18 protein-coding genes are annotated in these 19,233 nt (G+C 50.0%); 9 read left to right on the forward strand and 9 right to left on the reverse strand.

Features of this window, described 5'->3' with window-relative positions; translation table 11 throughout:
- The first annotated feature begins 53 nt into the window (after positions 1 to 53).
- Positions 54 to 1,751, forward strand: a complete 1,698-nt coding sequence (locus tag IT781_RS04590; RefSeq protein WP_194968961.1) for a BatD family protein — start codon at positions 54 to 56, stop codon at positions 1,749 to 1,751.
- Here IT781_RS04590 and nudE read toward each other — a convergent pair whose 3' ends face one another.
- Positions 1,752 to 2,300, reverse strand: coding sequence for an ADP compounds hydrolase NudE (gene nudE / locus IT781_RS04595; protein WP_194968962.1), 549 nt, complete (start codon positions 2,298 to 2,300; stop codon positions 1,752 to 1,754). It abuts the gene before it with no gap.
- Between the two features lie 45 nt (positions 2,301 to 2,345).
- Here nudE and yrfG point away from each other — a divergent pair, with 45 nt between their 5' ends.
- Positions 2,346 to 3,002: a GMP/IMP nucleotidase gene (yrfG, locus tag IT781_RS04600; RefSeq protein WP_194968963.1), complete on the forward strand. Its 657-nt coding sequence runs from the start codon at positions 2,346 to 2,348 to the stop codon at positions 3,000 to 3,002.
- Here the strand turns inward: yrfG and rhlB are convergent.
- Positions 2,965 to 4,248 carry an ATP-dependent RNA helicase RhlB gene (gene rhlB / locus IT781_RS04605; protein ID WP_194968964.1) on the reverse strand — a complete coding sequence of 428 codons (1,284 nt, stop codon included), beginning with the start codon at positions 4,246 to 4,248 and terminating at the stop codon, positions 2,965 to 2,967. The genes yrfG and rhlB overlap by 38 nt on opposite strands.
- Positions 4,249 to 4,348: 100 nt before the next feature.
- Here rhlB and trxA point away from each other — a divergent pair, with 100 nt between their 5' ends.
- On the forward strand, positions 4,349 to 4,675 hold the full coding sequence (trxA, locus tag IT781_RS04610) for a thioredoxin TrxA (protein WP_194968965.1): 327 nt from the start codon (positions 4,349 to 4,351) through the stop codon (positions 4,673 to 4,675).
- Positions 4,676 to 4,851: 176 nt separating this feature from the next.
- Entirely contained in the window at positions 4,852 to 6,108 is a 1,257-nt protein-coding gene (rho, locus tag IT781_RS04615) for a transcription termination factor Rho (protein WP_194968966.1), read from the forward strand.
- A 63-nt stretch (positions 6,109 to 6,171) separates the two neighbouring features.
- Here the strand turns inward: rho and IT781_RS04620 are convergent, their stop codons facing one another.
- From IT781_RS04620 to IT781_RS04630, 3 genes are read right to left on the reverse strand one after another with little or no spacing between them, the layout of a single operon-like run.
- On the reverse strand, positions 6,172 to 6,444 hold the full coding sequence (locus IT781_RS04620) for an oxidative damage protection protein (RefSeq protein ID WP_194968967.1): 273 nt from the start codon (positions 6,442 to 6,444) through the stop codon (positions 6,172 to 6,174).
- Positions 6,437 to 7,492, reverse strand: coding sequence for an A/G-specific adenine glycosylase (gene mutY / locus IT781_RS04625; RefSeq protein WP_194968968.1), 1,056 nt, complete (start codon positions 7,490 to 7,492; stop codon positions 6,437 to 6,439). Before mutY ends, IT781_RS04620 begins: the two co-directional genes overlap by 8 nt.
- Position 7,493: 1 nt before the next feature.
- Positions 7,494 to 9,602, reverse strand: coding sequence for an AsmA family protein (locus IT781_RS04630; RefSeq protein ID WP_194968969.1), 2,109 nt, complete (start codon positions 9,600 to 9,602; stop codon positions 7,494 to 7,496).
- Between the two features lie 138 nt (positions 9,603 to 9,740).
- Between IT781_RS04630 and IT781_RS04635 the strand changes: the two genes are divergently transcribed.
- Entirely contained in the window at positions 9,741 to 10,031 is a 291-nt protein-coding gene (locus IT781_RS04635) for a hypothetical protein (protein ID WP_194968970.1), read from the forward strand.
- Between the two features lie 62 nt (positions 10,032 to 10,093).
- On the opposite strand, the gene IT781_RS04640 is transcribed toward IT781_RS04635, so the two are convergent.
- The gene (locus tag IT781_RS04640) at positions 10,094 to 10,696 is read right to left on the reverse strand and encodes a peroxiredoxin (RefSeq protein WP_194968971.1); all 603 of its coding nucleotides are present in this window, start codon (positions 10,694 to 10,696) and stop codon (positions 10,094 to 10,096) included.
- Between the two features lie 271 nt (positions 10,697 to 10,967).
- Here IT781_RS04640 and IT781_RS04645 point away from each other — a divergent pair, with 271 nt between their 5' ends.
- From IT781_RS04645 to trmB, 4 genes are all read left to right on the forward strand, one after another.
- The gene (locus IT781_RS04645; protein WP_194968972.1) at positions 10,968 to 11,480 is read left to right on the forward strand and encodes a hypothetical protein; all 513 of its coding nucleotides are present in this window, start codon (positions 10,968 to 10,970) and stop codon (positions 11,478 to 11,480) included.
- A gap of 456 nt (positions 11,481 to 11,936) precedes the next feature.
- Positions 11,937 to 13,007: a 3-deoxy-7-phosphoheptulonate synthase AroG gene (aroG, locus tag IT781_RS04650; RefSeq protein ID WP_194968973.1), complete on the forward strand. Its 1,071-nt coding sequence runs from the start codon at positions 11,937 to 11,939 to the stop codon at positions 13,005 to 13,007.
- Between the two features lie 14 nt (positions 13,008 to 13,021).
- On the forward strand, positions 13,022 to 13,999 hold the full coding sequence (thiS, locus tag IT781_RS04655; protein ID WP_194968974.1) for a sulfur carrier protein ThiS: 978 nt from the start codon (positions 13,022 to 13,024) through the stop codon (positions 13,997 to 13,999).
- A 52-nt stretch (positions 14,000 to 14,051) separates the two neighbouring features.
- Positions 14,052 to 14,744, forward strand: coding sequence for a tRNA (guanosine(46)-N7)-methyltransferase TrmB (trmB, locus tag IT781_RS04660; protein WP_194968975.1), 693 nt, complete (start codon positions 14,052 to 14,054; stop codon positions 14,742 to 14,744).
- A gap of 69 nt (positions 14,745 to 14,813) precedes the next feature.
- Here the strand turns inward: trmB and IT781_RS04665 are convergent, their stop codons facing one another.
- The 3 genes from IT781_RS04665 to hemW form a co-directional block, all read right to left on the reverse strand.
- Positions 14,814 to 16,757: a dynamin family protein gene (locus IT781_RS04665; RefSeq protein ID WP_194968976.1), complete on the reverse strand. Its 1,944-nt coding sequence runs from the start codon at positions 16,755 to 16,757 to the stop codon at positions 14,814 to 14,816.
- Positions 16,758 to 16,892: 135 nt separating this feature from the next.
- Positions 16,893 to 17,531, reverse strand: coding sequence for an orotate phosphoribosyltransferase (gene pyrE, locus IT781_RS04670; RefSeq protein WP_194968977.1), 639 nt, complete (start codon positions 17,529 to 17,531; stop codon positions 16,893 to 16,895).
- 253 nt (positions 17,532 to 17,784) lie between these two features.
- Positions 17,785 to 18,927, reverse strand: a complete 1,143-nt coding sequence (gene hemW, locus IT781_RS04675; RefSeq protein ID WP_194968978.1) for a radical SAM family heme chaperone HemW — start codon at positions 18,925 to 18,927, stop codon at positions 17,785 to 17,787.
- Positions 18,928 to 19,233: the final 306 nt, after the last annotated feature.

Raw genomic sequence — 19,233 nt, forward strand, 5'->3', positions numbered from 1 at the left:
AGCGTGACTGAGGCAATTCTTGTACCGTTACACCATTCAAATTCGTGATGAACATGAGATTACTGAAATTATTAACAGCTAGTCCTTACCGAACAGCTCTGATTTATCTGTTATTGCTACTGAATGCGCCGTGGTTGTCGGCGGCGGAAATCAATGCCTCGGTAGACCGCAGTTCGGTCAATCTCAACGAGTCCTTTCAGATCACGTTTACGGCCACCGATTCGCCGGACGATGACCCCGATTTCACGCCGCTCGAACAGGATTTCGAGATATTGGGCCAGAGCCAGAGCACTCACTCGTCATGGGTTAACGGCAAATCCAGCAAAAACGTACAGTGGGTGTTGCAGGTCATGGCCAAACACGCCGGCAACCTGACCGTGCCGGCCGTGCAGTTCGGCGATGATGTGAGTCAGCCAACAACCGTGCAGGTAACCGAAGGCGCATCCACTAAAGATGTGCCTGCCAACAGCGATTTGTTTCTGGAAGTTGAGGCGTCTCCTGAATCCCCTTATGTGCAATCCCAGGTCCTTTATACCATGCGTTTGTATCGCAGGGTCGAAATTTCGCAGGCCAGCCTCAATGAGCCGGAACTGGCCGATGCCGTTATTGAAAAACTCGGCGACGACAGCAATTACAGCACGCAGGTCAATGGCGAGGATTATTGGGTGACCGAACGCAAATATGCGATTTTTCCGCAGAAAAGCGGCCGCATGACCATCAAACCTTTGGAGTTGACGGCGCAGGTCGTGACAGCGACCCGCCCCAGCTTCGGCGGTTTCTTTAACTCGCGAATGACCAAAACCCAGCGCGTGGCCTCCCAATCGGTAACGCTGGATGTCAAACCGGCTGCATCGTCTTTTACAGCACAGCACTGGCTGCCGGCCGAACAGCTGCAGCTGAACCAGGAGTGGTCGGGCGATTTCGAGCGCATGAAAGTCGGAGAGCCGCTGACGCGCACCTTGAAGCTCCTGGCAAAAGGCGCCATGGTCAGCCAATTGCCCGAGCTGAGCAGCACCAAAACGCAGGATCAGTTAAAAAGCTATCCAGATCAGCCGGTGCTTAAGGAACAGAAAAAAAGCGACGGCGTGCTTGCCTTCCGGGAAGAAAAAATAGCCCTGATTCCGTCAAAAGAGGGCAGTTATACACTGCCGGCCATCGAAGTGCCCTGGTTCAATACCAAGACTCAGCAGATGGAAGTCGCCAGAATTCCGGAAACGACGATTCATGCGGTTGCAGCGGCAGCCGCTCCGGTCCCGGCCAAGGCGCCGGTTGAAGCGGCACCAAAGCCTGAATCGATTGTGCCGGCGCCGGTCGGCCAGGCCCAGCAAAGCAATATATGGCTGGGGGTTTCAGGATTTCTGGCTGTGGGTTGGCTGGCGACGCTGGTTTATTTTCTTGCCCGGCGGCCTGCAGAAAAGCCCGTGCCGCAAGCGACCGCTACTGAAGTGAACTTGAATGACAGCATTAAAAAATTAAAGCAGGCCTGCAGCGATAACGATGCCGTGGCTGCCAAGGATGCTCTGTTGGATTGGGGGCGGCAAAAATTCGACGCCACGAATCTCGGTGCCGTCGCATCCTGTTGCGATGCGCGGTTAAGGGATGAAATCCTGCTGTTGAATCAGACGCTGTATGGCAAAGATGCGGGCCAGTGGCAGGGGAAAAGACTGTTTCAGGCGTTCAGCGAGAATAAAGCCCGGGAGAGAATTTCGCAAGCGGCGGATTCCGGCCTGGAACCGCTGTATCGCCTGTGATTATTGGGCTTTGAAATATTCCAGCGCCATGAACAAGGCGGCAATCGAGCGGGCCTCCGTGCATTCGCCCGTGGCTAACAGGGCATTGATATCGCTCAATTTCCAGGGAATGACTTCCAGTTCTTCGGGTTCGTCGCCGGGCAGTTTTTCGGCGTACAGGTCCTGGGCGATGATGATTTCGGTCATATGTTCCAGGTAAGACGGGGCGACGGAAAAAGAGCTTAAATGGTGCAGGCTTCTGGCGCCGAAGCCGACTTCCTCTTTAAGTTCCCGGTTGGCGGCCTCAAGAAACGATTCGCCGGCATCGGTTTTGCCTTTCGGCAAGCCCAGTTCATAGCGGTCGACCCCGGCCAGGTATTCCCGGATTAATAAGACAGTGTCGGCATCAAGCATGGGCACGATAAGCACGGCGCCGCCGGATTTGCCCCGGGCCAGGCGTTCGTAATTGCGCTGAACGCCGTTGCTGAATTGAAGATCAAGGGATTCAATGCGGAATAAACGGCTTTTCGCGATTGTAGTCTTATTGAGGATGGTGGGTTTTTTAGCCATTTTGCAATTTAACTGAAATATTTTTTGTAAATATAACGCACTCTCATGATCGATTGGAACAAAATTGACACGGTATTGCTGGACATGGACGGTACGCTGCTGGATTTGAATTTCGATAATCATTTCTGGCAGGAATTCGTGCCGCTGAAATTTGCCGAGAAGCAGGGTATAGCGATTGCGGAAGCCAAGCAACTGCTGGCGCCGCGCTTCAAAAGCATGGAAGGCAAACTGGAGTGGTACTGCCTCGATTACTGGAGCGAGGCACTGGAACTCAATATCGCCGGATTGAAAGCCGAAATAGCGGGACTGATCGCGGTACTGCCGCATGTCGTCGAATTTCTGGAAAAAGTCCATCAGTCTCGGCACAAGGTGTTGCTGGTCACGAACGCGCACAAGGACAGCCTGGGCCTTAAAATGGAGAAAACCTGCCTGCACCGGTTTTTCGATGACATTATCAGTTCCCATACGCTGGGTTTTCCTAAGGAACATGCCGAATTCTGGCACCGGCTGCAGCGGCAGCAGCCGTTTGAAAAACACAACACGCTGCTGATCGATGACAGCCTGGCGGTTTTGAACGCCGCCAGGCAGTTCGGGATAGAACACCTGATTTCGGTCAGCAGGCCCGATACGCAGCGGCCCAAAAAGGAGATAACCGATTTTCCCGCTATAGAGGATTTTCGGGAGCTGATGGCCGGGCTTTAGGACGGCGCGGACGCGGCCGTTTTGGGGCGGGGCGCTTTTCCTGTGCCGGCGGCTTGCTTTTCCGCTCGGGTTTAACGACTTCGGCGGCTAGCAGATCGGCAGTAATCGGCTTGATCGGCACTTTCTGGCCGATATAAGCTTCGATATCGGGCATGGAATAGGCGTATTCCTCGCAGATAAAGCTGACCGCTTCGCCGCTGGCGCCAAAGCGCGCGGTCCGGCCGATCCGGTGCACATAATCCTCGACATCCTGCGGCAGGTCGTAATTGAAAACATGCGAGACGTCGGGAATATGCAGGCCGCGGGCGGCGACATCGGTCGCAATCAGCAGCGTGATCCGGTTTTCCTGAAAGTCATTGAGCAGGCGCTGGCGTTTTTCCTGCGGCACATCGCCGCTCAGGGCCGCGGTCTTGTAGCCGTTGGCATTGAGGTAATCATCCAGTTGCTCGGCGCAACGTTTGGTATTGACGAAAATAATGCTGCGCTGCGGCTGGTATTTGTTCAAAATCCCCAGCAACAGCGGGATTTTTTGCTCATTGGACGGACAAAATGCGCTTTGCTGTATGGCCTTGGACGTGACTTCTTCGGTCTCTATGCGTATCAGGACCGGATTGTTCATGTGTTCGTAAGCCAGTTCGGTCACTTTATACGATAAAGTCGCCGAGAACAGCATGTTCAGACGCTTCTCGGGCGGCGGCATGCGCCGCAGCAGATAGCGTATGTCCTTGATAAAGCCCAGATCGAACATGCGGTCGGCCTCGTCCATGACGGAAACCTGCACATTGTCCAGCGTAAAGGCATTCTGTCTGTAAAAATCGATGATGCGGCCGGGCGTGCCGATAATGATATCGACATTCGACTTCAGGCTGTCGAGCTGTTTCTGATAATCGGTGCCGCCATAGATGAGCCCGATTTTCAGGTTGAGGTGCTTGCTCAGCAGCCGCGCATCTTTATGAATCTGAATGGCCAGTTCGCGTGTCGGCGCCAGAATGATGGCTCTGGGATTTTTTATCTTTTCACTGGGATCATTGATCAGGCGCTGAAAAGTAGCTAGCAGAAATGTGGCGGTTTTGCCGGTTCCGGTTTGCGCCTGACCTGCCACATCTTTATCTCGCAAGAGTAGAGGCAGAGCTTTATCCTGTATCGGCGTGCAGTGATCAAAGCCGGCCTCTTTCAGACCTTGCAGGATAGAGTCGGACAATTCCAGGTTGCTGAAGCGGGTATTTGTTAAATGTGTCTTATTCATAGACCTATAGCATAACGTAAAAAGCCTGTCAGCTGAAATTGATTGACAAATTAACGCCATCCCTCCTATAGTCTTAGCTTTTAAATTTTGGAGAAATAGTGTGAGCGACTTAGTCCTTCATGTAAATGATGGTGATTTTAACGAAACTGTTATTAAAGCGGACGGTCCCGTGCTAGTTGATTATTGGGCTGAATGGTGCGGACCCTGCAAAATGATTGCACCGGTTCTGGATGAAATTGCCAAAGATTACCAAGGTAAATTAAAAGTTGTTAAACTGAACATCGACGAGAACCAGAAAACGCCGGCAGACTATGGCGTACGTGGCATTCCGACATTGATGCTGTTTAAGAACGGCGAAGTGGAAGCTACTAAAGTCGGTGCATTGACAAAATCACAACTTGCTGCCTTCATTGATAGCAATATATAAATGAACCTTGACCCGGACCCGTCACAAAAAACCTTGAACGGGTCCGGGTATTTTAGTTATACTTATCGGGTGCCGCGTCAGGCGCTCTCAAATATCGCCCGATAAACTACATCCCTAACATCTAATCCTATCTTGCTTAGTTACGGTCCATACCGTATACCCTTGAGTCATCTTTTATGAATCTAACCGAGTTAAAACTAAAACAAATCAGTGAAGTTATTGAAATAGCCGAGTCATTGGGCATCGAAAACGTTGCCAGAACCCGTAAACAGGACTTGATCTTTGCTATTCTGAAAAAACAGGCAAAAGGCGGCGAAGATATCTACGGCGATGGTGTTCTGGAAATTCTGCAGGATGGTTTTGGTTTTCTACGCACTCCGGGATGTTCTTATTTAGCGGGCCCCGACGATATTTATGTCTCGCCCAGTCAAATCAGACGATTTGCTTTAAAGACCGGCGATACCATCAGCGGCAAGATCAGGCCACCTAAAGATAACGAGCGTTATTTTGCGATGCTCAAAGTCGAACAGATCAATTTTGAATCCCCCGAAAACACCAAAAACAAAATTCACTTCTCCAACCTGACTCCTCTATTTGCCAATCAGCGTTTTGTTCTGGAAAAAGGCAACGGCACCAGTGAAGATTTAACCGGGCGCATCATTGATCTCATAGCACCTATCGGCAAAGGCCAACGCGGTTTGATCGTATCGCCGCCAAAAGCCGGTAAGACCATGATCCTGCAAAGCTTGGCGCAATCCATCGCAGAAAAGAATCCCGAGTGTTATTTAATCGTATTGTTGATCGACGAACGCCCTGAAGAGGTTACGGAAATGGAGCGCTGCGTGCGCGGTGAAGTCATTTCGAGCACCTTCGATGAACCGGCAACCCGTCACGTACAGGTCGCGGAGATGGTGATCGAGAAGGCGCGTCGTCTGGTTGAGCATAAATACGATGTAGTCATCTTGTTAGACTCGATTACGCGCTTGGCCAGAGCCTATAACACGGTGGTTCCGTCTTCAGGCAAGATATTGACCGGCGGTGTCGATGCGAACGCATTGGAAAAGCCAAAACGCTTTTTCGGCGCGGCGCGCAATATCGAGGAAGGCGGCAGCTTGACGATTATCGCTACGGCGCTGGTCGATACCGGATCCCGAATGGACGAGGTGATCTATGAGGAGTTCAAAGGCACCGGCAACATGGAACTGCACCTGGATCGCAAGATTGCGGAAAAACGCATTTATCCGGCCATCAATATCAACCGTTCCGGCACGCGCCGGGAAGAATATCTGGTCGACCCTGATTCATTGCAGAAAACCTGGATACTGCGCAAAATCCTGCAACCGATGGATGAAACGGCCGCTTCCGAATTCCTGATCGGCAAGCTGAAGGATTTCAAGACCAACGCTGAGTTTTTTGAATCGATGAAGCGCTGATTCGGCGAGAGCAGATAGATCAAATGTGCAACATCATTTATGTTACACATTTGACAGGCTTAATCAGGACTTGGGCGGCACGTAGCCTTCAGGCATGTCGGTGTTGCCCTCAAACAGAAACTTCCTTCTTTCCTCTTCTAAAAAGGTTCTGGCTTTCGGATCGAAGCTGGCCAGCTTGTATTCATTGATCAGCATGGTCTGTTTGCTTAACCATTGCTGCCAGGCCTGTTTCGATATTTTTTCAAATATTTCCTGACCTTTAGGCCCTGGAAAGGGCGGTGCATCTAAACCTTCGGCTTCTATTCCCAATTTAACGCACTTAACCATTCTAGTCATCGTTGTCCTCGATAGTGGATTGTTGCAATAGCAGCTTGATCGGCGCCGCTATCCCTAAATTGTAAGTTTGTCCGGCTTTATACCAGACAGTTTGACTGGCTTCCATCACAATATTAGTAGGGTTATCGGTTTCAATAATTAGCGTCGTAAAATCCAGATGGTAATGGGAAAAGGTGTGGCGCCGCGCGGCCATTGGTTTCTGGTTAATGATGGGCATGTTTCTCTCTGAACACCAGTCGACAGCCGTCTCGATACTGTCGAATTCAGGCAGGCTCCACAAGCCGCCCCAGATGCCGGCCGGCGGCCTTTTTTCCAGCAGTATCCGGTTAAGGCTATCGCGCAGCAATAAAAATACCCGGTGTTTGACCGGCAGGGATTTAGCGGGCTTTGGCGCCGGGAAGGCGGCGATATTATCGGTGAGTCGGGCCAGGCAATTATCCTTGAGCGGACAGGCATGGCAGGCAGGCCTGCTGCGCGTACAAAGGGTGGCCCCCAGATCCATCATGGCCTGGGTGTAATCGGCGACCCGGTCCTGGGGCGTATAATGGGCGCTGAGCAGCCACAGTTCCTTACTGACGCTGCTGTTGCCTGGCCAGCCGGGTACGGCTTTGAATCGTGCCAGTACCCTTTTTACGTTACCGTCCAGGATAGGATGGCTTTTCTTGAAAGCGATGCTCAGTATGGCGCCGGCTGTCGATAGCCCTATGCCCGGCAATGCGACAAGCTCATCCAGCGTGTCGGGAAAACGGCCTTTCTCGACAACCAGCTGCGCCGTTTTATGCAGATTGCGGGCGCGGGCGTAGTAGCCCAATCCCGACCAGAGATGCAGCACGTCATCGACAGGCGCCTGCGCCAGACTTTCTATATCGGGGAATCTTTCGGTAAAGGCGTTGAAATAGCCGATAACGGTCGCAACCTGGGTCTGTTGCAGCATCGTTTCGGAAAGCCAGACGCGATAAGGCGTAATGTCTTTCTGCCAGGGCAGGTCTTTGCGTCCGTGCCGGTCAAACCAGTCGAGGATGTTTTGTTGGAAAACGGATGGGGTCATATCAGAAAATGCGTTTTAACAGATCGCTGGCGCCGGGGCCTAATTTCTTGTCGAGTTTGTCCAGCAGCTTCTGCTTTTTCTCTTCGATTTTGGCCTTATTTTCTTCCGTCAATAAGGAGGAGGGGTCAACGGTGTAAGAGGGCTTGCTGAACGTGCCGCCAAAATTGATGGCGACTGTCATTTTTTCGGCTTGCTGGCCATTGGCATCGGGCGATTTCAGCAGCGTAGCCTTGATTTTATAATCCAGCGCCTCAGTATTGAGATTGACGTTGCCCTTGCCATTGACGCGCAGTTTCGATGAATGGGCGACAAGATCATTGTTGCTGAGCATGCCGTTGTTGATGGTTGCTGTGCCGGTCATTTCCGAAAACAGCGTCTGGTCATTCTTGTTGTCAGCCGGCAAAGGTGCGCCTTTGATCAAGGCTTTACTGTTGTCGATTATCTTCTGCAAATTAAAACCCAAGATGACGCTGTCTTTGAACAGAAAGCTCAATTGACCATGAAGCGAGGATTTAATTTCATCCTTGTTATTGCCTTGCGCCTGCAGTTGGGCCGATGCATTGACGACGCCGCTCATTTTGGCTTCGCCTTTGTAGGCTTTTAACAGGGGCTCGACTTGAACGTGGCTGATTTTTTCATTGACTGCCAGCACGGGGAGCTTATTGCGGACATCCAGGTTCAGATTGCCGGAATAATTGCCTTGATAAAACTGATTGACGCTCTGCTCTGTAGCTACAATGCCGTTTTTGGCGCTGAGTTTCAGATGGATGTCCTGCATGTTCAGATTGTTGATTTTCATTTCATGCAATGCCAATTCGCCGTTGGCGTTCAGTTTCCGCAAGGTTTCGACAGGCAATAACGAAGCGGCCGCCGCCGTGGTGACTGCGGGGCTGGCTATGGGTTTTGATTTTTTATCGGCTTCTTTTTCTGGCGCCAGATAGCGGTCGACGTCGAGCGTATCGGCAGTCAGATTGAAAGCGATCGCCGGTTGACTGAAGTTATTGACTGAGGCCGAGCCGTTTATAGTCGTATCGTCCAGTTTAATGAGCAGATTTTGAAGGTTGGCCGAGTCATCGGTGGCCTGCAGGTTGAAATTCATGGCCAGGCGGGTCAGGGCATTGGCATCGCGCATGATTGGCGGTGTTATCGCCAGTTGTTTCATGACCAGCATCGGATTAAATGGTTCGACAGCGACAGGTCCTTGGAAGGAAGGCTGGTCTTTGATCCGGCTGCCGGTGATATCGGCGGCGACTTTTAAATCGCCCGATTCAAGCCGTAATGTCGAAATTTTAAGGTCCTGCTTAGCCATGTTTAGCGACACATTGGCTGCCCTCAAAGCCGCCGTCAGGGATTTGCCAGGAACTTTTTCGCCAGCTGTTGTGCTTTGCAGGTTGACGCCAGTTAATCGGAAGTTATCGAGTTTTTCGTTAACGGTTAAATCAGTGGTCAGCTTGATCGATTCAGACAGTTTAGCCTGGGCATTTACCACAGTCAGAGCCAGATCTACAGCAAAAGATTCATCAAAAACAATCTTGTCCGTATTGAGATTGATGTCTTTTATTTCCAGGTGTTTTCCGCTTTTCTGGTTGTCCCAATCAATGAAGGCATTTTCTAGGGTAATGCCGCCGATGGACAATAAAGTCTGCGCTTCTTCCGCTGGTTGGGTTTCTTGTGTGCCGCTGCCAGGGGTGGCAGGTTCAGGTTTTGCACCGATCAGATCATGCCAGTTGTTGACGCCCTGTTTGTTCTTGGCCAGGTTGACGGTCAGCCCTTTTAAAACGATGCGGTCGACTTCGATTTCTTTTGATAACAGCGGCAGCAGTTTGACGTTGATATCGCTTTCCTGAATTTCGGCAAAGGGTTTGGCCTGAAAGCCTTCGGCATTACTCAGTGTCATTTTGCCCGTTGAGATGCCCAGCCACGGGAAAATCGACAGGTTTAAATCGCCTTCCAGCGTCAGTTCCCGGCCGATCTTGTTTTTGACGGCTGCTTGTATTTCGGGTTTGAAATCATTGGGATCGATAAAAATGAATAAGGCGCTGATGATGACAATGATCAGTAAAATCAGAGCCGCAAGTATCGAAAGGATGATTTTAAGCGATTTTCCCACGATTCTCTCCTACTAAAAAAAGATATAATGATGATCTATTACAGAATATGATTGTCAGATTGGGTGCGGCAATGGGCTAAATTTTAGCCGCATCAGGTATGGTCATATTAGTCATAATAACTAAATTGAGGTTGGAAGATGTTACTATTAGCTAAATTATCCGGAATCGCGATACTTATTTGGTTTTTTTTAACGGCAAGAGAGCATGGCGAGCAGCCTGTCAAATGGGCCGTCATAGGGGTGATGGGGTATTGGATTACCTGGTGGGCCGTCAAATTATCCGTCGTTAACCTGCTGTCAGGGCTGGTTGCCAAAAGCGCGACAGGTACGTTCCTGCTGACGCAGATACCGGCCATCGTAGGCATTTTCGCTGCGTTTCTGATCAGAAAGAAACTATTGGCTGATGCGGCAGCGGCACAAAAAAATTAACAGGCACAAAAAAGGCGCATTGTATCAATACAATGCGCCGTTATAAGACGAATTAACCGTTCTTACAGTTTTTCAGCATTTTTATCCAGATATTCCGCAACGCCGGTTGGGCTTGCATTCATGCCCGTGTCGCCTTTGTTCCAGCCTGCCGGACAAACTTCACCGTGCTCTTCATGGAATTGCAAGGCATCAACCATACGCAGCAGTTCGTCCATGTTACGGCCTAAAGGCAGATCGTTGACAACCTGATGGCGAACGACACCATTGCGATCGATCAGGAAAGTGCCACGGTAGGCAACAGCGCCGTTGGCTTCCACATCATAGTCTTTGACGATGGCATGAGACAGGTCGGCTGCCATTGTGTAACGGACAGGGCCGATACCGCCTTTGTTGACCGGCGTATTGCGCCATGCGTTGTGAGTAAAATGAGAATCAATAGAGACGGCGATCACTTCTACATTGCGGCTTTTAAACTCATCGATGCGATGGTCTAAAGCGATCAGTTCACTTGGACAAACAAATGTAAAATCCAATGGGTAGAAAACCAAGACAGCATATTTGCCTTTAGTGGCCTCTGAAAAGCTGAATGCATCAACGATTTGACCGTCACCTAACACAGCGGGAACTGTAAAATCGGGTGCTTGTTTACCTACTAGTACGCTCATCGATTATCTCCAAAAAACAATGAAAAACATAAGGTTATTAACTCGTCTTGAACCACTGAAAAAGTGGGATGAAATCATTCTACACTAAGTTACTCGGGAATTGTCTATATTGTTATGATTTTTACTTGCTTTTATTTGAACTTTAGCGATAATTTGTAATCATCAGCTTACAAAAATATAAGAAAAGCTTGATATTTCAAAGAGACAAAAAATTGGCGGCCTAACTTGGCTGTTAAATTTAATTAATAATTCGTTTGACGAGTTTAAATCCATGGCAAAACATAAACATATTACTGAGCCAGATGTGTTTGGTTTTCAGGTACGTATCGTAAGACGCGGCAAAGAGAGCAGCCGTTATTTTTCACATAAACTATGGGGGAATAAAGGTAAATCTCTAAAGGCCGCCATCACCTGGCGAGACCAAATGCTGGTGGTATTAAAGGGCAGCAAGACCCGCTTTCTTAAGCCGCCTAAAAATAAAACCACAACCGGTGTCACCGGCGTATCCAGAACCATCAAGTACGATCATAGAAAAGACAAAAGCTATTTGTGCTATACCGTCTTTTGGGTTAGCAACGGCAAGTCCAGAAACAAGACGTTTCAGGTCGGCAATATAGAAAAAGTAACGGCCGATGATGAGTTGCATGCCTTTCGGACAGCGCGGCTGTTTAGAAGCTGCTACGAATATGCCATCGATAACGATCTGACTTTTTATGACAGCAAATTCAATGGCTGGAAAAAAACACGTCTGTATGATGACGAGAATCTGAATGCAGTTCTGTAAGTTATCTTGAGCGATTGGTTTGCGGTTAACGCGAGCGGCTGATTTTCAACCCGCTCGCGTGCCTTGAAGCTTTTGCAAATAAGCAATGTTAAGCCTGAGGCTTTCTGTTTGAAAGAAAATCTTGAGAGAAAATCTCGACCCTGTTTTTTAATTGGATAAGGCAAGTTGCAGCAACGGTGCACTGTTTCTGTCGGAACTCCGTCTACCATCTTTCTAATTCCCATTCATTAACAGCATCAAGCGCTGATTCATTTTTGTCCATATTGTCTGATGTTATCTGAGCTGCTGACCGGCACTCGCTTGAAGAATATTATCTGTAACCGTGCTTTTCTTTGCAGCGGCGCTGATCCAGCGTATCTTTTATGTGATAGCAAAAACTAACAAAAAGATGATAAAAACAGTTAAAATGAAAAGTTCAAAATTTGATCCAGTTATAAAGCCCTGGTTACCGCTCCCATGCAAACGAAATACAATACTGACGACTTGAGAATTTGTGCCACTAAAGAAGTCATTGCGCCTGTTCAAGTGCATGATGAAATGCCTATTACCGAAGCAGCGGCACAAACTACTCTGCGAGCAAGGGAAGATATTCACAAGATACTGGCCGGTCAGGATGACAGATTGCTGGTGGTGGTGGGTCCTTGCTCGATCCATGACACAGATGCCGCCAAGGAATATGCACGACGGTTGAAAGCGGTCAAGGATGAATTAAAAGACGATCTGGTGATCGTCATGCGGGTTTATTTTGAAAAACCCCGCACGACCGTAGGCTGGAAAGGCCTGATCAACGATCCGGATCTTGATTCCAGCTTTAACATCAATAAAGGTTTGCGGGTTGCCAGGCAATTATTGCTCGATTTGAATAGCGCAGGCATCCCGGCGGCGACCGAGTACCTGGATTTGATTACGCCGCAATATGTCTCGGACCTGATTGCCTGGGGCGCCATCGGCGCACGAACCACTGAAAGCCAGGTGCACCGCGAGCTGGCTTCGGGCCTGTCCTGCCCGGTCGGGTTCAAGAACGCGACGGACGGCACGGTCAAGATCGCCATCGATGCGATAGGTGCGGCCATGAGCCCGCATCATTTCCTGTCGCTGACCAAGGCCGGGCATTCGGCTATCTTTTCAACCACCGGCAATGAGGATGTGCATATCATTCTCAGAGGCGGCAATGATGGCCCCAATTACGATGCCGTCAGTGTCGAGAAAGTGGCGGACGCCTTGAAAAAAGCCAATCTCAGACCGAATATCATGATCGATTTCAGCCATGCCAACAGCTTGAGACAATGCCAGCGCCAACTCATCGTGGGCGAGGATGTGGCCGGACAGGTTGCGAACGGCGATCACCGGATCATGGGCGTTATGATCGAAAGCCATCTCAAGTCGGGCCGGCAGGATGTGGTTGAAGGGCAGCCGCTCGCGTATGGGCAAAGCATCACCGACGCTTGCCTGGGCTGGGAAGATACGGTGCAACTGCTGGAAGATCTTGCCTTTGCGGTGCAGAAACGCAGAACTATAGAGAATTAAGCCGGAGTTTATACATGATTGTTTATGTAAATGGCGAAACCCGTGAAATTGCTGAAAACTCGCATGTAGCCGATGTAATCGCCGACATGGGGTTGACGGGTAAACGGATCGCCGTTGAATTGAATAAAGAAATTTTGCCGTTTGATCAACACGGCGCGCAGGTGTTGCAGGCTGACGACCGCCTGGAAATCGTCCATGCCATTGGCGGCGGCCAGGACGATTCATTTGTTATCGCAGGCAAGGCCTATCATTCACGACTGCTGGTCGGCACCGGCAAGTACAAGGACCTTGAAGAAACCCGTCTGGCCATTGAAGCCAGTGGCGCGGAAATCGTTACGGTCGCCATTCGCCGCACCAATATCGGCCAGAATCCCGGCGAGCCGAATTTGCTGGATGTTATCTCACCGGACAAATACACGATTTTACCTAATACAGCCGGTTGTTATACGGCCGAAGACGCGGTAAGAACCTGCCGCCTGGGCCGGGAATTGCTGGGTGGACACAAGCTGGTTAAGCTGGAAGTTCTGGCCGACCAGAAAACCCTGTTTCCCGATGTGGCCGAAACCTATATTGCCGCTGAATTACTGGTTAAGGACGGCTTTGATGTCATGGTTTACACCAATGACGATCCGATTGCGGCCAAACGGCTCGAAGAAATCGGCTGCGTGGCGGTCATGCCGCTGGCGGCTCCGATCGGTTCGGGTTTGGGCATACGCAACCCTTACAATATTCTGACCATTGTCGAAAACGCCAATGTGCCCATTCTGGTCGACGCCGGCGTCGGCACGGCCTCTGACGCGGCTATCGCCATGGAGCTGGGCTGCGACGGCGTCTTGATGAATACGGCCATTGCCGCGGCGAAAAATCCGGTACTGATGGCTTCGGCCATGAGGAAAGGCATCGAAGCCGGCCGTGAAGCTTTCCTGGCAGGCCGTATGCCCAGAAAGCGCTTTGCTTCCGCCTCATCACCGATAGACGGCTTGTTTTTCTGATTCGACGGGGTGGCAAAGTCCGCCCCGTGCAGTAATCCCGCATTATGCTTATATGATTTCTCCTGAACAAAATTTCCCGCAGCGCATTCGCAGCTTTATCCGCCGGCAAGGCCGCATCACGCCGGGCCAGCAGCTTGCGCTGGACAATTACTGGGCCGTTTACGGGCTGGACCCGCGAGCCGATTATGACTTTGCCGAAGTTTTCGGACGCGATGCGCCTCTCTGTGTCGAGATTGGTTTTGGCAATGGCGAAAGTCTGGCCAAGATGGCCGCCGCCAATCCCGGGATCAACTACATTGGCATCGAGGTTCACCGGCCCGGTGTCGGGCATCTGATGATGCAGCTGGCAGAGCAGGGCATCAGCAACGTCAGGATCTATTGCCATGACGCCATAGAGGTTATAGAGCATAAGATGGCTGATCATAGTCTGGCCGGCGTGCACTTGTTTTTTCCCGATCCCTGGCCGAAAAAAAAGCACCATAAAAGACGCATTGTAAGGCCCAGCTTTGTCGATTTGCTGGTCAAGAAATTAAGGTCCGGCGGCTATTTTCATGCAGCGACGGATTGGCAGAATTATGCCGAGCATATGCTGGAAGTACTATCGGCGGAGAGCCGGCTGATAAACACTGCCGATAGCGGGATGGCGTATTGCGAGCGCCCCGATTATCGGCCGTTGACCAAATTCGAGCAGCGCGGTCTGCGCTTGGGTCACGGAGTCTGGGATCTGATTTTTAAGCGCGCTTAAAGTGCGATTTGCTTGAACCCGCTGCCACTGGAAGTGGCAGCGGGTTCAAGATTTAAGGGAATTCACTGATCAGCTTCTGCTGAATGAGTGGGCATCCAGCTGCATGGCCCTGATAATGGTAGCCAGTTCATCGCGTTGCCGTTTCAAGGGCGCCAGTTCTGCTTCAAGGCTTTCTATGCTTTCAACGATGTCGCCTTTGGACTCGTTAATTTTTCTGAGCATTTGCAGACGGCTTTCAATCTGCCTTTTATGATCTTTGATTTGATGCATCAATGGCGTCAAGACACTGTTGCTCCAGACCGACGCGTCGGTATGCGCCTGGCCCAGAATGTTTCTGGCCTTGGCAATGAGCGTGTTGTAAAGCTTATTGATGACAATGCTCTGTTCGGTCATGGTCGTTTTGGTGCTGGTGCGGAACGCTTCGCCCTCTTCAAAGATTTGTTCCAGCTCAAACTGATATTGCTTGATGGAGAACAGCTGCGGCTCGATCTCCTGAAAGCCGTATTCATCCTTGAATTTTTTATGGATGGCTTTCACTAGACGACGCGTTTCATTGGTAATGTCCACGGAATCCTGCAACAGATCACGCAATTCATCGAACAGTTTCCGGATGTTTTGCTTCATGCCGTAGGTTGTTAAGCTCTTGGACATGTCGTTCTTGGTTCTTTTAATGATGGCGTCGATTTTTTCTTTGCCGAACGAATCGACCAGCATCTTGGCCTGCACGCTGAAAACCCGGCGGCTGGCCTGAAAGTTCTCGATATTGGCCAGATAGACGTTTTGCCTGTCCCGCGTTTCGGCCATCAGCTTGGCCGTCATATCCTGATTTTGAAAGTCAATTTTCTTGAATTCCTCAAGCTGGCTGACGGCGTTGTTATAGGCGGAGTTCGTCAGATTGGACGATTCGCTGATCAAAAAGCCCATGTCCCGGACAATCGTATCCATCAGGATGCTTTGCCGTTGCCTCAGGATATCGTTGGCAAGATAATTTTCCAATACGGTCAAACGGCTTTTCTCGAGCAATGCCTGATCATTCTTGACTTTAGCCAGCAGGGCTTGCTTGGCCGATACCGGGAAAATGGCCGCTTCATTTATTTTTAAAATAAATGCCGAGTTTTTTACTTGGGACTGAATGGATGCTTCATAGCCATTGTCGCCGGATAGATCATCCCACATGGCATCGATTTTATTCATGACCACGGCCAGGCCTTGTTTGCTGGAACCTCGCGTGTTGCTGCAAACATGGCTGCGCCACATTTCCATATCGCTTTTTGTGACGCCGGTATCGGCGGCCAGCACGAAAACAATGGCTTGCGCACTGGGCAGCATGCTCAGGGTTAATTCGGGCTCTGTTCCCAAGGCATTCAGACCCGGCGTATCGAGAATCGCCAGCCCTTCTTTCAACAAGGGATGGGGAAAGCTGATCAAGGCATGGCGCCAGCAAGGTATTTCGACTTTTTCGGGGTTGATGATGCCTTGCTCCGCGGCTTCGCGCTCGTTCCATAGCCCCAGTTTGTCTGCAAGCTCGCGGTCCACCAGTTTAGTGGCGACCAGTTCTTTAAAGGCTTCCTGCATCTGGGTCGGCGAGTTGCAGTCCAGATCGATATGATGCCAGCGTTCGGGCTTCTTTTTAAATTCGGCCAGAGAAATGTCTTCAAGCCGGCTTTCAATATTCAACAAGCGAATATAACTGCCGCCTTTTTCATCGTAAAACAGTTCCGTTGGCGACATAGTGGTGCGGCCAGGCGAGGACGGCAATAATCTGAGCCCGGTCTCGGCAAAGAACAGCGAGTTGATCAATTCCGTTTTGCCGCGCGAAAATTCAGCAACAAAGGCCAGGGTAATACGGTCAGACTCCAGCCCCGTCAGGATATTCAAAATAATATCCGTGCTATGGGCATCGTTCATGCCATAGCGATTGCGCCACTGATGGTACATTTCTATAGCCTGTATCAGTTTTGCACGCCATTGCGAATATTCGTGCATTTGCTCTTTAAATTCCAGATTACTCATGGCAAGCCTTTTTGCTAACGCGATTCTTCTTGTTATTGAAACATCAGATTAAAAATTAGTTTTGACTAAGTGTAGTCGATATCTCGGGAACTGTTAGTCTTGGATGTCTTTTTTCTTTGGCAAATGCTTCAGGAGTTAAATGCCGTAAAGCCGCTGATATTCTTTTATGGCATCGATCTGCTCGTAAGCGGCATTGTCAGTTAAATATTCAATAATATGTTCCAGGGTGATGATCGATATAACAGGCATATTGAATTGCTCGCTGACTTCCTGGATAGCTGAAATCTCGTTTTGGCCTTTTTCCTGTCTGTCCAGCGCGATCAATACGCCGGCCGGTGTTGCCTGGGCCTGTCTGATAATGTCCACGGATTCCCTGACCGAAGTGCCGGCCGTAATGACATCGTCAAGAATGAGGACCCGACCTTGCAGCGGCGCGCCGACGAGCGTGCCGCCTTCGCCGTGATCTTTTGCTTCCTTGCGGTTGAAGGCGAAAGGGATATCGCCGCCGGTCAAGGCGGCATAGGCGATAGAGGCCGCGCTGACCAAAGGGATGCCTTTATAGGCGGGGCCGTAAAGAATATCCGGTTTAAGGCCGGATTGAAGCAAGGCCTGTGCGTAAAAATGGCCCAGCTTGCCCAGTTGGGCGCCGGTATTAAACAAGCCGGTATTGAAAAAATAAGGGCTGATGCGGCCTGATTTCAATTGGAATTCGCCGAATCTGAGCACGCCGCAGTCCAGCGCATAGGAAATAAAGTCTTTTTGATAATCAAGCATATACTTTTACGGATTGAAGAGTTTGCGGTTTATTATTAAGCTCAGTTAAGGAACATATAATGTTGAGCCGTTACAGTGATTAAGTACGAAGTTAAACCATTAATTGTTTCCTGTTGCGGAACAGCGAGTGGTTTTATTATGGATTATAGAACAAAATTAATGTTGATTGCCTCAAACGGCCGTTAAAGAAAAGGCGATCGTGTCCGCGGTATAAACTGGACGCACCGGCTAAACGAGACGAGCCGGTGGATTATCACTGCGGCAGTGAACAGAACTTTTCCAAAACACTGTCCAGAAAATTCCAGCCTTTTTCCGAACAATAATAATGACCGCCGCGGCTGGTAAGCAAATGCTGCTTCAGGCAGGCCGACAAGGCGGGCTCAAGCGTATCAATGGCAAGACCGGTCGTTGCTTCGTAGCCCGCGACAGAAAATCCTTGTTTAAGGCGCAAATGGTTCATGATGAATTCCAGAGGCAGATCCGCTCTGGCAATCGGGTCGGCGCCGCCGTTTTTATGGGTATCGCGCAGGTATTGCTCCGGGCTTTTCGGCTTGAACGTGCGCACGATCCTGTCCGGCAAAGCCAGCGATAGCTTGCCGTGGGCGCCAGCGCCTATGCCCAGATAATCGCCGAATTGCCAATAATTCAAATTATGCCGGCATTGAAAGCCCGGCCGACTGTAGGCAGAAATTTCATATTGCCGATAGCCATGATCGGCCAGGAGCGCTTGACAGACTTGTTGCGTGCTGAAGATAACGTCATCATCGGGCAGTCTGGGCGGAAACTTATGAAAGTAAGTATTTGGTTCCAGTGTCAACTGGTAGAAGGAGATATGCGTAGGATTCAGGCTTATGGCCGTTTCAATATCGGCTTTGCTGCTGTCGGTGCCGGCGTCCGGCAAGCCGAACATCAAATCCAGATTAAAGTTATCGAATCCGGCCTGATGGGCGCATTCTGCCGCACGCATGGCTTCCTTACCCGAATGAACTCGCCCCAGTTTTTGCAGTAGCGTATCGTTAAAGCTCTGTATGCCGATCGACAGGCGATTGATGCCCAGAGACCTGAATTCGGCGAATTTATTGATTTCAAACGTGCCGGGGTTGGCTTCCAGGGTGATTTCAAGGTTATCGGCCAACGCAACTTGCTGACTTATGCCCGCCAATAAGCGATGAAAAGACTCCGGCGAGAAAAGGCTCGGTGTGCCGCCGCCGATAAAAATGCTGCCGACAGGCCGGCTGATGCCGTATAACTGCAGATCCTGGGCCAGATCGCTCAACAGTGCATCGATATAGGCGGTTTCGGGCGTATCGGCTTTAACCGTATGTGAATTAAAATCGCAATAGGGGCATTTCTTGATGCACCAGGGAATGTGAATGTATAAGCTGAGCGGTGGCAAGGCAATCGTTGAATTTGTTTAAAAAACAATTAGTTTAACATAATATGATTGCCGATGAGCGAGCCGGGATGTTATGACAGGAAAACTGGCTATTTATCCATCCGCGACGCCGAAATAATGCACGTTTCTATCAAAATACAGGGAACTTTTATGATTTTTGACGGACCTACATGCTTCATACTCGGCAGCATGTTATTAATCGGACAGGTTAATTTTTAAATGCTGGAGTGATTGTTGTGGTTGTGGGTCCAATTCTTGGATTTCCTACTAAACTTGTACGCTTTAGCCATAATCTCGGTGGATTTT

The sequence above is a fragment of the Methylobacter sp. BlB1 genome (genome assembly GCF_015476545.1).
Lineage (GTDB): Bacteria > Pseudomonadota > Gammaproteobacteria > Methylococcales > Methylomonadaceae > Methylobacter.

Excerpts from the sequence above, each read along its gene's own strand:
- IT781_RS04590 (WP_194968961.1), top strand. The coding sequence starts at position 54 with ATGAGATTACTGAAATTATTAACAGCTAGTCCTTACCGAACAGCTCTG.
- nudE (WP_194968962.1), bottom strand. The coding sequence starts at position 2,300 with ATGGCTAAAAAACCCACCATCCTCAATAAGACTACAATCGCGAAAAGC.
- yrfG (WP_194968963.1), top strand. The coding sequence starts at position 2,346 with ATGATCGATTGGAACAAAATTGACACGGTATTGCTGGACATGGACGGT.
- rhlB (WP_194968964.1), bottom strand. The coding sequence starts at position 4,248 with ATGAATAAGACACATTTAACAAATACCCGCTTCAGCAACCTGGAATTG.
- rho (WP_194968966.1), top strand. The coding sequence starts at position 4,852 with ATGAATCTAACCGAGTTAAAACTAAAACAAATCAGTGAAGTTATTGAA.
- IT781_RS04620 (WP_194968967.1), bottom strand. The coding sequence starts at position 6,444 with ATGACTAGAATGGTTAAGTGCGTTAAATTGGGAATAGAAGCCGAAGGT.
- mutY (WP_194968968.1), bottom strand. The coding sequence starts at position 7,492 with ATGACCCCATCCGTTTTCCAACAAAACATCCTCGACTGGTTTGACCGG.
- IT781_RS04635 (WP_194968970.1), top strand. The coding sequence starts at position 9,741 with ATGTTACTATTAGCTAAATTATCCGGAATCGCGATACTTATTTGGTTT.
- IT781_RS04640 (WP_194968971.1), bottom strand. The coding sequence starts at position 10,696 with ATGAGCGTACTAGTAGGTAAACAAGCACCCGATTTTACAGTTCCCGCT.
- IT781_RS04645 (WP_194968972.1), top strand. The coding sequence starts at position 10,968 with ATGGCAAAACATAAACATATTACTGAGCCAGATGTGTTTGGTTTTCAG.
- aroG (WP_194968973.1), top strand. The coding sequence starts at position 11,937 with ATGCAAACGAAATACAATACTGACGACTTGAGAATTTGTGCCACTAAA.
- thiS (WP_194968974.1), top strand. The coding sequence starts at position 13,022 with ATGATTGTTTATGTAAATGGCGAAACCCGTGAAATTGCTGAAAACTCG.
- trmB (WP_194968975.1), top strand. The coding sequence starts at position 14,052 with ATGATTTCTCCTGAACAAAATTTCCCGCAGCGCATTCGCAGCTTTATC.
- IT781_RS04665 (WP_194968976.1), bottom strand. The coding sequence starts at position 16,757 with ATGAGTAATCTGGAATTTAAAGAGCAAATGCACGAATATTCGCAATGG.
- pyrE (WP_194968977.1), bottom strand. The coding sequence starts at position 17,531 with ATGCTTGATTATCAAAAAGACTTTATTTCCTATGCGCTGGACTGCGGC.